Annotated in this window: 12 protein-coding genes; 9 read left to right on the top strand and 3 right to left on the bottom strand. The window is 41.4% G+C overall.

The window, feature by feature from the left end:
* Window positions 1-38 precede the first annotated feature (38 nt).
* Both RT99_RS14000 and RT99_RS13995 read right to left on the bottom strand, forming a co-directional pair.
* On the bottom strand, window positions 39-3,308 hold the full coding sequence (locus RT99_RS14000) for an SMEK domain-containing protein (protein ID WP_042565360.1): 3,270 nt from the start codon (window positions 3,306-3,308) through the stop codon (window positions 39-41).
* A 230-nt stretch (window positions 3,309-3,538) separates the two neighbouring features.
* Window positions 3,539-3,961 carry a DUF1810 domain-containing protein gene (locus tag RT99_RS13995; RefSeq protein WP_042565359.1) on the bottom strand — a complete coding sequence of 141 codons (423 nt, stop codon included), beginning with the start codon at window positions 3,959-3,961 and terminating at the stop codon, window positions 3,539-3,541.
* Between the two features lie 315 nt (window positions 3,962-4,276).
* On the opposite strand from RT99_RS13995, the gene RT99_RS13990 reads away from it, so the two are divergent.
* The 8 genes from RT99_RS13990 (at window position 4,277) to RT99_RS13960 (ending at window position 12,230) form a co-directional block, all read left to right on the top strand.
* Window positions 4,277-4,666 carry a single-stranded DNA-binding protein gene (locus tag RT99_RS13990; protein ID WP_042565358.1) on the top strand — a complete coding sequence of 130 codons (390 nt, stop codon included), beginning with the start codon at window positions 4,277-4,279 and terminating at the stop codon, window positions 4,664-4,666.
* 38 nt (window positions 4,667-4,704) lie between these two features.
* A complete protein-coding gene (locus RT99_RS25010; RefSeq protein ID WP_012026357.1) occupies window positions 4,705-5,064 on the top strand; it encodes a hypothetical protein in 360 nt (119 codons plus the stop codon).
* Between the two features lie 26 nt (window positions 5,065-5,090).
* Complete coding sequence (locus RT99_RS13985; RefSeq protein ID WP_012026358.1) at window positions 5,091-5,471, top strand: Cas9 inhibitor AcrIIA9 family protein; 381 nt, start codon at window positions 5,091-5,093, stop codon at window positions 5,469-5,471.
* The gene (locus RT99_RS13980) at window positions 5,468-6,784 is read left to right on the top strand and encodes a PcfJ domain-containing protein (protein ID WP_042565357.1); all 1,317 of its coding nucleotides are present in this window, start codon (window positions 5,468-5,470) and stop codon (window positions 6,782-6,784) included. The genes RT99_RS13985 and RT99_RS13980 overlap by 4 nt, the downstream gene beginning before the upstream one ends.
* Window positions 6,785-7,053: 269 nt before the next feature.
* Window positions 7,054-7,524, top strand: coding sequence for a JAB domain-containing protein (locus RT99_RS13975; protein ID WP_042565471.1), 471 nt, complete (start codon window positions 7,054-7,056; stop codon window positions 7,522-7,524).
* Window positions 7,525-7,582: 58 nt separating this feature from the next.
* A complete protein-coding gene (locus tag RT99_RS13970) occupies window positions 7,583-7,822 on the top strand; it encodes a hypothetical protein (protein ID WP_042565356.1) in 240 nt (79 codons plus the stop codon).
* Between the two features lie 169 nt (window positions 7,823-7,991).
* On the top strand, window positions 7,992-9,173 hold the full coding sequence (gene dinB, locus RT99_RS13965; RefSeq protein WP_207384895.1) for a DNA polymerase IV: 1,182 nt from the start codon (window positions 7,992-7,994) through the stop codon (window positions 9,171-9,173).
* Window positions 9,174-9,176: 3 nt separating this feature from the next.
* The gene (locus RT99_RS13960; protein ID WP_042565354.1) at window positions 9,177-12,230 is read left to right on the top strand and encodes a DNA polymerase III subunit alpha; all 3,054 of its coding nucleotides are present in this window, start codon (window positions 9,177-9,179) and stop codon (window positions 12,228-12,230) included.
* Between the two features lie 51 nt (window positions 12,231-12,281).
* On the opposite strand, the gene RT99_RS13955 is transcribed toward RT99_RS13960, so the two are convergent.
* Entirely contained in the window at window positions 12,282-15,407 is a 3,126-nt protein-coding gene (locus RT99_RS13955; protein WP_042565353.1) for an SIR2 family protein, read from the bottom strand.
* Between the two features lie 471 nt (window positions 15,408-15,878).
* Between RT99_RS13955 and yhhA the strand changes: the two genes are divergently transcribed.
* The gene (gene yhhA / locus RT99_RS25355; protein ID WP_165587208.1) at window positions 15,879-16,034 is read left to right on the top strand and encodes a YhhA family cyclophane-containing RiPP; all 156 of its coding nucleotides are present in this window, start codon (window positions 15,879-15,881) and stop codon (window positions 16,032-16,034) included.
* Window positions 16,035-16,036: the final 2 nt, after the last annotated feature.

Below are 16,036 nucleotides of genomic sequence, written 5' to 3'. Positions count from 1 at the left end.
ATATATTTCTTTTTAAGTTTGAGTATTCTGCTTTCAAGTTATAGCCTTGCTTTAATCTGCTTTAATGCGGCAACCGCATTTTTGCCAAAAACCGGGTTGCCAGCTGCTTGCTGCAGCAAAGGCAGGTCTGCTACATTTCCATAAGCCCCAATCTTATCGATAGCGAATCTAATGATTGCATCAGCACTGTCAAACCCATATCTCCCATTTTCAGCGACTGGCTCCGCAACGCCTTTCCTGCAAGCTTCAAGCAGTTTATCCGCAAACAGATCATAAATTCCTTTGATGGATGTATTCTCATTTTCATAGAACCGGACAGGAAAATGTGTCTGGTAATAAGAAAACTCTAGCTCTTTCAGTATATAAATGGCATAAAGGGCCTCAGATTCAAATAGAAGCTGGAATATTGGTGCACAATTCTTTCTTATTTCCTGTTCACTGATATGGGTCCTATTTATCCAATAATAGAGTTCGGTGCATGTATGCTGAAAATTCGGCTCCCCATCCTGTGCGGTAATATTTTCAATTTCATAATTATATCTGCCCAAAATCACATAAGTCGCTATCCAGGTTTTGACTTGTTCGTAACGCAGTACTGACTGGCTCTGCGGCTTGTCCAGATAATGCAGAAGATACTTGCAGCATCCTTCTCCAAGAAGCTGCTCGGACATAAATATAAGACCGGGAACAAAAAGTGAATTCTCGCTATGATAGCGCACCGCCATCGAATAAAAGGTTCTTTTGGAAGCTTCCTCCAATTCCTGCAGTGATTCAAAATAGGCTCTATTATAGGGATGATCGAACTGGTTCGAATATAAACTAAATGCTTCCCGCCATGATTCTTCAGCTTCCGGCTCCTCAAGCAATTTGCTAATCTGCCATTTTACGCTTTCTTTATGAGATTCTGTATCTTCATCAAGAGCATCTAAATCAGCAAGAGCTTCAAGAACTAAAGTAGAAATCCAGCCGTTTCTCGTTTCTTCGTGGATCGTTTCCAAAGCACTTATCAATGCCTGTTGCTGCATACCATCAGAGGCGCAGTGCGATACAATAAACAATACTTCCACCTTGAGATGATAGGGAATAATGTTCCATGATGATGTAAGCGCCTGATGGATGATAGGATACAAAATGCCCGGGCTTAAATTGAAGCGCAGCAGGTGCAGTAGAAAATACAGCTGTCCTGAAGTAATTTCTGAAGGCAGCTGGTGCCTTATCTTTTGGTCCGGAATTTTAGATTCATTGCCTAAAGCAAAAAGCCCTGAATTGACAAGATTGAAAAGCTGTGAAATTGCTGGTACAGTCTCATAATTTCTAAATGAAACATATACCGCTGCAAACAAACCATTTTTCAGATTAACCTTTTTTTCTTTAGCCTCTTCAAATAGCGCCTTATAATATTCTTTAATTTTGTTTTCTACTATCCCGATAATGGAAAGAATTTCCTGCAGATGTTCCGCTTCCGATAATTTAAAAGCGAGGACCTGCAGAAATAATTTATCGCTGTTTGTCCAGATTACCTCAGAATCTGAAGCAGCTTCTACCGAAAAATACTCGTCTGCAGTAAGTACAAAGGTGATTCCCTCCGCATCAAGACGCAATTTTTCAATAACTCTCCCTATGCTTTCTTCTGCCCAATTCCTGCAGTACTCCCCTGCTTCGCCTTTAATAATTTCTTGAATAAGCGCAATATCAGTTACGCTTTCCAGAAGGCTGTTTGTGACCACAGGCTCGTCAACCGCTCCTATTATTAAAAGTCTCTTCTCATCATTTCTAGGTGCATTAAATTCTGAAATCAATTCCTCAGCTTTATTACTAAATCTTATAACTGCATCAGCAGTAAAAAAATTTAGAATCATCTCATGTTCGAAACTGACTTTTGTAAAATCCTTAACCAGAATATGCTCTTTTAGGCAGTGTTCCAAAACGAGGTCGGATATGTTATTCTCCTGCATTATCATGTTTAGCTGGCGCAGGGAGATAGAAAAGTTAATTTCTTGGGACATCCAGTCAGCAGCCAGTGAAAGAAGGAGCATTGCCTGCGTTTCAAATCCGGCAAGCTTTTTTCTGACGTAGAGTTCAAACAGACTGAACCTGCTTATCCTATCAGCGCCAAACTCACCTATTTCTCCAACCATTTTTGCTTCTTGCGCTGTGGAAACATTCGCTAAGACAGGCATTAGCTTCTCAGAATAATTTGAATATTTTGCTGCAATGGCTGCTTTAAGCTCTATATCTGGCAGTGCCATTCTAAGAAAATCAGCCTCTAGACTTTCAAAATTTGCATTATAGTCCTGAGCTGTTATTATAAACAGTATGTCGTGCTTGTTTGAGATTTCGGCAAGCTGGCCTAGTAATACTGCTGCTTTTGACGAATCACATTCGTTAATTCCATCTAAAACAAGAAATATTTTTTTTCCGGCTGAATTGCAGATTTCAAAAAAATCAGAAGCTGAATTAAAGCCATTTTTAATGACTTCATCATCAATCATCCTTATAAGTCCCGTATCAAAATATTTGGCACCAAGTATCAGCGGAACCATTCCATCACTGTTATTCAGGGCCCATGCTTTCGCCAGAAGCGACTTTCCGCATCCCGATCTTCCAAGAATAATTTTTCCCTGCTTATTAAAAGGCAGTCCAAAAAGCTTACGCACATCATAATGTACCTGGTCCTCTCCCAGATAGATATAGACGATGCCATCAGGTGAGGGCAGGTTGGCTTTTGCTGCATCAGTAAAGTTTTTTATCAGTGCGCCGGAATCAACAGGCACAGCTGTTTGGTTCCTGGTCCTATTCCCAAACTCAATTTCCAGGAATTTCTTTATTTTATTGAAACGCACATTATCATCCCAGAAAATTGTTTCAATTTCTGAAATGAGATCTGATACAAAAAGGATGTCTTGGGATTGGTCAAAAATTTCATCGTAACCTTCTATTTTGGAAAACTTTTTCTTCTTTGTGCTCAAAATAAGGAACCTGACTCCATTTGTGAATTTTTTGGAAAGCCCTAATTCTTTAAAGGTTTTAAGATTTTTCTTTACTTTGTTTGCGCTGCTATCCGATGTAATCTGAAAGGCAATTTTCGAAGAAACTGTATTTCCAAGGTCAACACCTGGAAAATTTTTCTTTTCTTTATTTAAATCTCTAAGATTATATTTATATATCAGGTTAAGTAGCCTAAGACAGACTCCTTCCGATACTTTATTAATGTCAAAGTAATTCAGAGAATTTGAAATTTCAATCTCGTAAATCCACTTTTTGATGTACTCCTTAATTTCGCTGACTTCTTTTTGCTGGTTTGACATTCTTCTTTATGATACTATCTTAATTTCCAAATTTAATAAATATTGCGCTGAATTTTAAATCCAATTAAACGAATTTGTTATTCAAAGAAGTGCGCCTAAATGTATAAGAAGTGGTTCGAAACTGTATACCAAATTACCATTTCCGTCCGCTGCTTTAAAATCTATCTTTTCCCTTGATATATAAGTGTTCTATTGAGGCAGTGAAAGAAAAATATTTTTTAGCTGCTGGATTATTTAATAAGCTGCAGTGTCTTTTCATCCTGCTCTCCATTGTAATATTTCACAAGCACCTGCCTGAAACATTCAGGCGTTTCAGGCAGTAGTCCGAACAGTGTCATGCAGGATTTCAGTTTTCTTTCATCTGGCCTTCCCAGAATTTCCAGTGCCGTTTTATTCTCTATCTCAAGCATTGCCTGGGTAATTTCCACCAGACGTTTTCCCAGTATGGGGTGATTTAGATACAGTGAGGCTTCTTTTAGGTTTTCAATGCCGTAAAAGATGTTATAATCCGTGAATCCCAGTCCTCTTAGCTGGGGGAAAATAAACCACATCCAGTGGGTCTGTTTGCTGCCCTGCCTGATCTCGCGCAGTGCGTTCTCATACGTTTCCCTTTGTGCCTCTAAAAAACGGTCCAGATCATATTGCTTTTCCATTGCATTACTTTTTTCTCACCTGAAATTACAAAATATTGTAATGCCGATCCCAAAACAGGCGTCTGAAATAGTTCAGCCTGCTGTAAAGATTGATAAGGAAATTTTCAATAAAAACGGATTAAAAGAGCCGCGAAAATAGCACCCGCAGGCTCCTGCATGCGCATAACGGCCTTGCCGCCCTTCGGGACTTATAGCACTCCGGATCCTTTATCGGGCGCTTGATTTTGTGCTTTCTTTTTTCCCGTTTTTTCTTTGAAAAATTTTATGCGGGCATGAGGAAAAACAGAAAAAATACTCACTTTAAAATTTTACATCATGGAAATCTCAGGACGAATTACAAAAGATGCCATAACGGCAAAAGTTTCAAATGACAGGGAGGTGGTAAATTTCTCCATTGCCATAAACGACAGCTACAGACCAAAAGGCTCTGAGGAGCTTAAAAAGATTGTAACCTATATCGACTGCTCCTATTGGATGGGTTCCAAAATGGCGCAGTGGCTTAAAAAAGGCACTGTGGTTGAACTCTTCGGGCGTATAGGTCTGAATGTCTACAATAATGCCGATGGCAAAGCGCTCGGTTCGCTGACCTTTCACACCAGTAATATTAAAATACTGGTGTTCCCAAAAACAGAAAACAGTTCTTCTCTTCCCGCAGTTCAAAAGAAAAATACGGATCAAGACACCCCTGACGACCTGCCTTTCTAATTGGAATATATACCGTTTCACATCAAAATTTATACGCCATGAAAGCCTTTGAAAAATCAGTTTACATAGAATATCCCGTATCCGCCCAGTTCAAAAAAATAGTCCTCTCCAATATGGATTCCTATGACGGGACAAAAAAAGAGCAGTTAAAATCTTTCTTGGAAGACCTGCAGAAAAACGGATGCATCTGCGGGATGATTTCAGAGTTTGTCTACAACTCGGACTGCAGGAAATTCTATATACAGCATTTGGATGATTTGGAAAATATCCGATATGAAATTGAAGATTCCCTTGGGGAATCTGTCAAAAACCGCCACCGACTGCCCCATTACACCTTTGTATGCTGGCTCTGCTTTGAAGAATACTGTTTTGACATTTACAGAAACAGTTTTGAATAACGCTTTTCAATCTTAAATCTTCCCTTATGAAAGCATCAGATAAATTTAAAACCGCCATAGAAAGCTACCTGAGCGAAAAAGCGCAGAATGATGCCCTGTTTTCAGCGGACTATAAAAAAGAGAGCAAAAACCTTGAAAGTTGTTTCCATTACATTTTCGGCGAGGTCAAAAAAACAGGGGAATGCGCCTTTGACAATCAGGAAATCTTTGACATGGCTGTGAAGTACTATACAGACGACACGATTGGAACGCCTGCCCCTGTTCAATGCAGAGTTGCAGTAAGCCCCCCTGCCAAACCTGATTTATTCTCAACTGCCACCGCAGTATCTCAAAGCACAGTTCAAAAAACAGAAATAGTGCAACCCGTGAAGCCTGTACAGAAAACCTTAACACTCTTTGACTTATGATACCCAAAACAGTTATAGAAAAAGAAATCAGCGCCTTAAGCACCACCCTTGCGCCCATTACTGCGCAGATGCATCAGTGGGCGGAAAAAAACATTTTCCTGAAATGGGCGGTACTCTCAAGGGGAAAATTCCATTGTCTGGAATGCACCCATTCGTGGAAGCCCGACAGCCAAAGCCAGTCCTGCAAAAATTATATTAACTGCACCGCCTGTCAGGGCAAACTTAAAATGCATCAGCACAATCAGGTGCATTTCAAAGAAATCGAATATTTCGCCCTCACCGATACCTGCTCTGGGTATCAGGTGGTGCGCATCATCTGCTCGCACAAGAACATGAAAAAAAATGTTCTTCCTACCTATTCCCATACCGAAGTCATGCAGCATTGGATAAATCCCAAAGGGGAAGTGCGCACCATCTCAAGAAGCACCAATGTTTTTTCCAATGCCTATGATGCATGGCAGTACTATTCCCCTTTGGAAATCCGTCCAAAGGATTTTCAGAACTCGCCAAAATACCGCATCAATCCCTACAAGGTTTATCCGCACATGAAAGTGATTCCGCTTTTGAAAAGAAATGGCTTTAAGACTTCAGTGCACGGCATCGCACCGCAGATACTCTTTACTGCTCTTTTAAAAAACAGCATTGCAGAAACCCTTTTAAAAAGTTCGCAGACCTCTCTGCTCAAGCATTACCTCACCTCCCATGAACAGCACCTTCGCGAAAACTGGCAGGCAGTAAAAACCTGCCTAAAACAGCGTTATCAGATTCAGGACATAAAAATTTGGGAGGATTATATTGCCCTGCTCCGATGGTTTAAAAAAGACCTCAGCTCCCCTGCGCTTGTCTGCCCCGAAAATTTAGACCAGGCACATGACAGGCTTGTTGCCAAAAAAAGGGACATCCAGCGCAGAAAGCATCTTGCGCAGTTGCGTGCAGAAATACAGAAAGCAGAGCCGATTTATGAAAATGATAAAAAACAGTTCTTCGGACTTTCTTTCACCGATAATGACCTTACCGTAAAAGTCCTTGATTGTGTGCAGGATTTTCTCTATGAGGGCGACACGCTCCACCACTGCGTATTTACCAATGAGTATTATAAAAAGAAAGATTCCCTGATCCTTTCGGCGCAGATTGAAAACAGACCCGTGGAAACCATTGAAGTCTCCCTTTCGAGAATGGAAATTATCCAGTGCAGGGGGCTTCGCAATAAAGCCACTAAATATCACAGCAGGATTCTTAAGATTATAAATAAAAACCTGCCTGAGATTGCCGGGCGGTTGAAAAAGCACAAAAAGCAGACTGCTCCCGCTTAACCCATTTTACTATTGATACCGCAGATTTTTAACTGCGGTATTTTTTTGGCGCGCAGACACTTTAAGGTTCACGGAGCAGTTCCGGCTTAGGGGCTATTGTGGAATGTTAAGTCAATTTCATCACAAAGTTAGGGCACGTCCTTCGGTTCTCCGCAAAAAATTCCCCCATAAATGCAGGGCTGCGCTCCTGCTTTATTGCGTTGCTTTCTGCGTTCGCTCGTCCCTGCCCGCGCAGCGGTGCTGTAATTAATCTTAAAACTACAGCAATTATGAAAAATCAACATCAAAACACAGAATGGCAAAAAGTATCAGAAATCGAACTGATCTATAAAACCAAAGTAAAAAGCACTGAAAGACCGTGTATCACTTCTTCCAGAGATGCTTACCGCATACTGCTCGACAGCTGGGATCCCGGCAAAATAGAATTCTTTGAGCAGTTCAAAGTGCTGCTGCTCAGCCAGTCCAACAGGGTTCTGGGAATCTACGAGGTTTCCTCAGGAGGCATCTCGGGAACTGTGGTGGATATGCGCCTGCTTTTCGCGGCAGCCCTGAAAGCCGCCGCCGTCGGGATCATCATCACCCACAACCATCCCTCAGGAAAAACATCACCTTCCGAGGCCGACAGAAATATGACCCGAAAAATTAGAGAAGCAGGGAAACTGCTGGATATTCCGCTGCTCGACCACCTGATCGTCACACCCGAAACCTATTACTCTTTTGCAGATGAAGACGCCCTTTAAGGGCGTTTCCATCTTTCATGCCCTTGTGCTGTTCTGGTTTTTTAATTAATTTTGCCCTATGAATCATGAAGAAATAAAACGATATTTTGAGAACAATCCGCCGCCGAAGGAAGTAGTGTGGACCCAATGGGCGAAGATTACCGACACTCAGGTTTTTCTCAACAGCTGTTATACCACCATCAAAAATTTTAACGGCCCGATAGACCGCTGCCCTGCATGGTGGCATTTAAGGGATTTTTACATTCTCATGAAGAAAACAGCAGGCAACCCGATCGGCGAAGAACCTGCTTCAGAATAATTCTGATCCTTCCGTAAATTCTTAATAAAGGAAAAAAGCACCGATTTGGGTGCTTTTTTTATGCCCCGAAAAATAAGGTTTTTTTATTTTTGTTATTATTTAGAACATTTTATTTTTAAAAATTGTCGCTATCTGTACTAATTTTGACAGGTATAAAATGATTAAGATTATGAGCCGGGCTATTGTACACATCGACATGAACACGTTTTTCGTATCCTGCGAAAGACTCACAAATTCTGAACTTAACGGCATACCGCTTATCATTGGAGGCGGTGAGAGAGGCGTTGTGGCTTCGTGCTCCTATGAAGCCAGAAAATTCGGCGTGCGCTCGGCCATGCCGATTCACATGGCCATGAAGCTTTGCCCTCAGGCAAAAATCATGAAAGGCGACATGGAACTCTACTCCAGGCTTTCCCATGACATTACAGAGATCATTCAGGAAAAAGCGCCTGTGGTGGAAAAAGCCAGCATCGATGAATTTTATCTGGACATCACAGGCATGGATAAATTCTATGGCAGCTACAGATGGACCGATGAGCTCGCCCAGCGCATTACCAAAGAAACTGGACTTCCCCTAACCTTTGCGCTTTCGGTCAACAAAACCGTATCGAAAATCGGCACCGGTGAAGGTAAACAGAAGCAGAACCTTGAAATTCCCGAGCATCTGGTGCAGTCTTTTTTAAATCCGCTCTCCATTAGAAAAATCCCGATGGTCGGCCAGAAAACCTTTGAGCTTCTTTCCCGCATCGGCATCCGCACCATCCGCACACTCTCTGAAATGCCTGCCGAATCCCTGCAGCAGATGATTGGCAAAAACGGAACCGAGCTTTGGAAAAAAGCCAATGGAATTGACAACAATCCTGTGGAGCCTTACACGGAAAGAAAATCAATTTCAACAGAACATACCTTTTCCCAGGACACCATTGATGTATTAAAACTAAACAGGATCCTTCAGGGCATGGTGGAAAAACTGGCCTATCAGCTGCGGGCCGAGCAGTGGCTCACCTCAACGGTGACCGTCAAGATAAGATACGCCAATTTTGATACCGAAACCAAACAGTCCAGAGTCCAGTATACCTCAGCGGATCATCTTCTGACCCAGACCGTCACTGATCTCTTTACCAAACTCTACCAGCGCCGGATGAGGCTGCGCCTGATCGGAGTGCGCTTCAGCGGCCTTGTCAGGGGGACCTATCAGATTGACCTTTTCAATGATACCGAAGAAATGCTTTCCCTTTATCAGGCTATGGACAAAATGAAGACCCGTTACGGATTTGATGCCGTGATGAGATGCGCCGGTGCATCTTTCAAACCCAACAATAAAGACGAAATTTTAAAACGCAAAAAATAAATCATGTTTCTCAACTGCCACTCCTATCATTCCCTGCGCTACGGTACTATTCCCCTGGATGATCTGATAAAACAGGCAGCGGACTGCGGTGTCACGGCAGCAGCCTTGACCGACATCAACACCGTAACAGGGATTTATGATTTTATAAAAGGCTGCCAGGCTCAAGGCATAAAACCGCTTGTCGGGATAGAATTCCGATGCAGGCACAAATTGCGATATATCAGTCTTGCCCAAAATGCTGCAGGGCTTGCCCGGATGAACCGCTTTCTGACCAATCATAATTTCAGCGGAAATCCCCTGCCGGAAAAGGCACCTTCTTTTGAATCAGTATATTTTATCTATACGCTGGAAAATGCGCCTGTACAGCTCGACGAAAACGAATTTATCGGCATTGAGCCTGACCAGCTCGGCAGGCTTTTTATGCCAGAACTTAAAAAGAAGATTTCCAAAATGGTTATCCTGCAGCCGGTGGTATTTCGTACCAAAAGGGAATACAACCTGCACCGAATCCTGCGAGCCGTTGACCTCAATGAGCTTTTGTCCAAACTCGGACCTGAGGACTGCTGCAGAAAATCGAATATGATGATGCCCGAAGCTGAAATTATCGCCTTGTATAAAGATTATCCCGAGATCATCCAGAATACCCGATACATCATCGAGCACTGTAATTTTAAATATGATTTCGAGAGTCCGAAAAACAAAAAATATTACACCAAAAATAAAAAAGGGGATATTGCTCTTTTAACCACCCTTGCTGAAGAAGGTCTGGTATGGCGGTACGGAAGACATAATGACCAGGCAAAAGCGCGTATGGAGAAAGAGCTCAAGATCATCAATGACCTTGAATTCAGCGGCTATTTTCTAATTACCTGGGATATCATATGCTACAGCAACAGCCGCGGTTTCCTTCATATCGGAAGGGGCTCGGGCGCCAACAGCATAATTGCCTATTGTCTGGGAATTACAGATATCTGCCCTTTGGAACTTGACCTGTATTTCGAGCGCTTCCTGAATGAAAACCGCAAGAGCCCTCCCGATTTCGATATCGATTGGTCGTGGAAGGAAAGGGATGTGATCCTGAAATACATCTTCGACCGCTACGGCTATGAGAACGTAGCTTTCTGCGGCACCAATGTGGAATTCAAATACCGCTCCATTTTCCGAGAGGTCGGCAAGGTATTCGGACTTCCCAAAGATGAGCTTGACCTGCTGGCCAAAAATCCCATGAAATTCCATCAGCCCAATTCTATTGTCAAGCTGGTTCAGGAATACGGCATGATGCTCGAGAAATATCCCAATATGCGCAGCATGCATTCCTGCGGGATCCTGATCTCGGAAGAACCGCTGACCAATTACACCCCGCTGGAAATGCCTCCAAAAGGATTTCCCATAGTGCTCTTTGACATGCACACAGCTGAAGATATCGGATTTGAAAAATTTGATATCCTCAGCCAGAGAGGCATCGGTCATATTGATGATACGGTAAAACTAATTGAGAAAAACAGAGGCCTTCGAATCAATATTCGGGATACCTCATTATCAAAAAACGAACAGTCCGCAAACGTGTATCTTGCCGAGGGACGAACAATAGGATGTTTTTACATTGAAAGCCCGGCCATGCGCGGACTGTTGCGCCGCCTGAAATGCGACAACTACAAAACCCTCGTGGCGGCATCATCGATCATCCGTCCCGGAGTGGCTCAGTCAGGAATGATGAAGGAATATATCTTCCGCCATAACAACCCGTCAAAATTTGAATACTTCCATCCGGTTTTTGAAAAGGAGCTCGGAGAAACCTACGGCATTATGGTGTATCAGGAAGACGTGATCAAAATTGCCCTGCATTACGGCGGGCTTTCAGCCGCCGACGGAGATATCTTAAGACGTGCCATGTCGGGTAAAGGACGCTCAAAAGCGGCACTTCAGAAGGTAAAGGATGATTACTTTATTTCAGCCGCCGCAAAAGGGCATCCCGAAGAGCTGAGCCAGGAAATCTACCGCCAGATAGAATCCTTTGCAGGCTATTCTTTCTGCAAAGCGCACTCGGCATCCTATGCCGTTGAAAGCTACCAGAGCCTTTACCTGAAGGTGCACTACCCTGTTGAATTTATGGTTGCTGTGATCAATAATCAGGGAGGGTTTTACAGAACTGAAATCTATGTGCATGAAGCCAGAATGGCCGGCGCCGTTATCCATACTCCCTGCGTTAACAAAAGCGGATATGAAACGGCTCTTTACGGCAGCGATATCTATCTGGGTTTCATGCATCTGCAGGGTCTGGATTCCAAACTCTCGCAGTTCATTTCTTTTGAACGAGAAAGAAACGGCGTTTATAAATCACTGGAGGATTTCATTAGCAGGGTTCCCATGGGCATTGAGAATATAAAGGTGCTTATTTTTATAGGCGCTTTCCGCTATACGGGAAAAACCAAAAACCAGCTGCTGGTGCAGGTCAGCCTTTTGATGAATAATTTCAAGCCTGAAAACCGCGGGCTTATGCTCATTGAACAGCCCGCAAAAGAATTTAAGCTGCCTGTTCTGGAGCGCTCGGTATTTGAGGATGCCTTTGATGAGATAGAGCTTTTGAATTTCCCTGTATCCTGCAACGTTTTTGATCTGCTGCAGACAAAACACCGCGGGGACGTGATGGTCAGGGATTTATTAAAATATCATAAAAAACAGGTCCGCATGCTGGCTTACCTGATCTCAACCAAACAGGTGCCGACCAAAAGGGGCAATATGTATTTCGGGACATGGATCGATCATGAAGGAGCCTATTTCGATACGGCGCATTTTCCTGACAGTCTCGTCCAGAATCCTTTTCAGGGAGGCGGCTGCTACCTGCTTTTGGGAACCGTCGAAATCGACTATCATTTTCCGACCATCACCATTTCCAGAATGGCAAAAATGCCCTTTATTCCCGATCCCAGATATTCGGATTCGGAAAAAAGGTATACCACACAGCACAATATCAAACAGGATGTCAGCAGCACACACCGCCAGCCTTATCCGCAGGAGCATGAAATTAATCTGCCGAGGCATAAAATGGGATTTTAATAACATAAATCCTCATATTAAATAATGAAATAAGATAGTAGATATTCCGCACTAAATAAAAAATCTATAATCGTATTCAACCTTATCCCTGTTGGCTATTAATTTTCCAATTTTCGCGATTTTGTTTGAAGAATCTATGGTTGCAGGCATCTGAGAGTACATATTAAGAGAATTCCAATTCATTTTTGTTAGTCCTAATATTTCATTTGCGATCTGCTCTAGGCTTCCTTTTCCATAATGCTTGATTATCCTTAAAGGTTTTGGTATATAACGCCCGCCTGGATAAAAATTGTAATTTGGATTTTTTACCGATGGGATCACCCCATGCGCATAAAGTAATGCCTCTCTATCATTTAAAAGGATGCACGTTCCCCTAGATACCGAAAAACCATCTATTTTTGTTTCCCTGTCAATTATTTTACTTGAAACATAACGAATATTTTCCTCAAAATTGATTTCAATCAGATCTACATTTTCAATCTTTTTATTATCATAGAGACTGTCTAAAATTCCCTGTTTCTCATCTTCGGTGTAAAACGTCCTCTTATGGATCACTACCCTTTTCGGAACTTCATTCATAGATTCATAAAATAGATTAATGACGTTTTTTCCAAACTCGTATGCGTCATCATAGCTTAAATGGGGCTTCTTTTTAATCCATTCAATCTTATCGTTCACCTTTGTAAGCTTATATTTTAGTCCTTCCCCGTTCGAACTGTAAATATGGCTGCAGCCCAGAATGATGTGCCCTTTGTCATCCTTCTTGCTCTCCACGCTGTAACCGATTCCTGCAAAAGCAGTGGTCTTGTCTGTATTCTCGATCACCCAAGGTGTTCTGAACGACTTTACAAAATACGATAGCGAAAGCCACCAGTTTATCTGGCATTCCAAAGCCGTATCAATTACGGTCTTTTCTCTAATGATCTGCGATGTGATTCTCTTTTCTGTACAAAAGGCCTTAAGATAATCATGTAGGTCAAAAGTCTCGAATTCATCGCTGTAATGCAGAAAATTATCCCATCGTTTGGGAATGAAAATTACTACAGTTTTCTGTCCGCCTGTAGAGCACAATCTGTTAATCCTATCGCATATGATATTCTTGATTTCATGTATGATATCTTTTGGATTTCTGCTTACAGGCTCATTGGCCATTTCCCAATTAGATGATTCCATGGTCGGAATGTTCAGGCTAATGCCATAAGTGGAATGGAATCCTTTATAATCCACTACATATTGATCTTTTACGTTTGGGTTTCTAATTTCCTGATTTTGCTTGTTTAAAAATTTGTAGAAATTATCTGAATCCGCCTGAGGACATATCACCCCGAGATTTATGGTCGAACTTTGGAAAGTGCTGAGACCTTTGTCAAAAGGGCTGTGATTCACCAGTCCCCTCATGGGATGAATGTCCTTGACTTCCTTATCGCCATGATTGCTAGAAAACAGCAGGCTTGTTTCCTTAAACTGGACGCCTTTGAGCTTTATCATGTTTTCAGGAATATCGTGCTCATTGTGATAGTTTACGCTTAAATCGCAAATGGTTGTAAAAACTGGATTTTTTGAAATTTTAAACAGAAATCCTGTGCCGGAAGCTAATGGAAGCTCGTATGACGTCGTCTTGAGCAGCTTGCCTCTCCACATATTGACATACTCATTGAACTTATCATTCCATATCTTATGAAAAAACTCCATGCCGATAAGCTGGTTGGCTTCTCGGGAAACATTTGGATCCTGGGCCTGAAAATCCGGATTAAGCGATAAATAGTACTGTCCCTGAATTTTTACCAGATCCAGTTTGATGGCATTAAAGACTTTCTTGCCTTGGAATATCCTTATCGCCGCCTCATCCCATATTTTATTTCTGAAATCTGTTTTTAGATTATGCGTTTTGGCAAGCAGTTTGCAAAGCGATGAAAGCAGCAGAAACTTCATATTGTGATTATGAAGCGTCACATCCGTAAGGGGTTTTCTTTGCAGTTCCCCTTTGATTACGTCTTTAAATCTCTCATATACGTCAGCCGCCGTTCCAAAAGCCCAAATGTCTTTTCCAAATGGCACTGCTGAAATGTCAAAATCGCTTAAGGTTCTTTCTTTCAATAAATCCCAAGGATTATCGCTTAAAGACGCATTGAATACAAAAACTTCCTTTGGAAAAGCTACAGGAAATAAGTTGCTTTTCAATACTTTATTTATTCTATCCGGATTAAGTGAAAAAGGCGTGAATTCATCCGCTTTTGCAATGCCTTTCTTTAGTTCTGCAAATTGTTCTTTTAAGGAGCTGTCATCTTCAATCACATGCTTTGTAAGATTCAGCATGGTATTGTCGAATCCGTCTGTAGATACAAAATAAGCGCTTCTGCCTTGGGCTTTTATGAATGTCAGCAGCTCTTTAACTTCTTCAGACGGATTATTCCCGTAGCCGCACCAAAATAGTATTCCTGCTCCCGGCTTTGAATAGGCATCTTTTAATGACTGCATTACCGATAGGTCTCTTCCGCTGTAGCCCATTACAATCAGATTTTTGTCCGATAGATACTCAAGGAGTTTGTTTCGCAGGGTCTCATCCTGCTCCTGAAGCTCATCGGACGTATTCTTCAATTCGCCATATTTGAAATCCCCATGAATCTTTATAATTGGAAGTTCATTCCTGGATTGATTTCTTTTATTGATCCTGCCCACAGTATCCAAAGAGATATCGATTCCCTGCACTCCTCCTCCGATGCAGGCCACATTAATCAGATCATCAAAATTGGTTGTCCATACCGAATCCAGCATACCCTGCATCACAAGCAGGGGAATGGTCCTGTATCCGATTGACGGTTTTTTATTGGAGCATATTTTTTGAAAGTACTGCCGTCTGTTTTCTTCAATAGGAAAACATTTCTTTGCGTAGAAAGTATATTCCTCAACATCACCCTTCTCGACATTATTTCCCTGATTGTCCAGCCATTTCTGAATTACCTCCTGCGTCTTTGCGCTTTTGTAGTTCTCGATCCAGTCCTGAACGTGAGGGTTATTACTCTTGTATATAATTTTTTTCCACTCCCAGATGCAGTCGTTAGCTGATTGTATGTCTGAAGTGATAGAACAGCCTGCACCTAAAAACAGCGAATAGGTGTTGTCTTTACTGATAGATACAGACCTTAGGAATTCATCAAATTTTAACTGGTTTATCATTTCTTTTTTTGTATATGGATTTTGGTTTGCAGTTTGTTTTAGGTGAAATTATTTTAGTCCAATATAAAACTATTTCTGTAATATTTTTCATAAAATTTTCAACATGCAGAGCGAAAAATAAAAACCCAGCTGCCGCAAATTCAAGCTCTAAAAAAAATTGATGCTTACATTGCACCCAGCAGCGGTGGCACTGCATAAAATCAAATGCAGTGCTTATATTATTAACAAAGATAGAAAAGCTTACCTATTAAAGTCAAAACATTAATAAACAGTAATTTAAATCAAAATATCCCAAAAAAAAAAGCTTTTCTATTTTATTTGTATTATTTTAAAAAATATAATGCTTTTGATAAAAATCATTGCGGAAATTAAAATAAATACAAAACAAAGATCACTTACTCATATCATTTCAATACATTTGCATACTATTTTTATTCTCTAAAATACAAAAACCATAAAATTCATCCGAATATGAATATCCAGGCAAAAACACCAAGCGTTAATATCAAAATTGAAAACATTCCAAATCCGGTTTTAAGAAGGCTTATAGAGGAAGTTAAAATCGAGAAAAACAATAACGTAACAGCCTACAACAGAACCCATAACCGCCATAACCGCGGCAGATAGTA

The sequence above is a fragment of the Flavobacterium sp. MEB061 genome, assembly GCF_000834715.1.
Taxonomy (GTDB): domain Bacteria; phylum Bacteroidota; class Bacteroidia; order Flavobacteriales; family Flavobacteriaceae; genus Flavobacterium; species Flavobacterium pectinovorum.
This window is presented reverse-complemented; position numbering and strand designations above follow the sequence as displayed.

Coding starts and splice junctions, on each gene's coding strand:
- RT99_RS14000 (WP_042565360.1), bottom strand. CDS start 3,308: ATGTCAAACCAGCAAAAAGAAGTCAGCGAAATTAAGGAGTACATCAAA.
- RT99_RS13995 (WP_042565359.1), bottom strand. CDS start 3,961: ATGGAAAAGCAATATGATCTGGACCGTTTTTTAGAGGCACAAAGGGAA.
- RT99_RS13990 (WP_042565358.1), top strand. CDS start 4,277: ATGGAAATCTCAGGACGAATTACAAAAGATGCCATAACGGCAAAAGTT.
- RT99_RS25010 (WP_012026357.1), top strand. CDS start 4,705: ATGAAAGCCTTTGAAAAATCAGTTTACATAGAATATCCCGTATCCGCC.
- RT99_RS13985 (WP_012026358.1), top strand. CDS start 5,091: ATGAAAGCATCAGATAAATTTAAAACCGCCATAGAAAGCTACCTGAGC.
- RT99_RS13980 (WP_042565357.1), top strand. CDS start 5,468: ATGATACCCAAAACAGTTATAGAAAAAGAAATCAGCGCCTTAAGCACC.
- RT99_RS13975 (WP_042565471.1), top strand. CDS start 7,054: ATGAAAAATCAACATCAAAACACAGAATGGCAAAAAGTATCAGAAATC.
- RT99_RS13970 (WP_042565356.1), top strand. CDS start 7,583: ATGAATCATGAAGAAATAAAACGATATTTTGAGAACAATCCGCCGCCG.
- dinB (WP_207384895.1), top strand. CDS start 7,992: ATGAGCCGGGCTATTGTACACATCGACATGAACACGTTTTTCGTATCC.
- RT99_RS13960 (WP_042565354.1), top strand. CDS start 9,177: ATGTTTCTCAACTGCCACTCCTATCATTCCCTGCGCTACGGTACTATT.
- RT99_RS13955 (WP_042565353.1), bottom strand. CDS start 15,407: ATGATAAACCAGTTAAAATTTGATGAATTCCTAAGGTCTGTATCTATC.
- yhhA (WP_165587208.1), top strand. CDS start 15,879: ATGAATATCCAGGCAAAAACACCAAGCGTTAATATCAAAATTGAAAAC.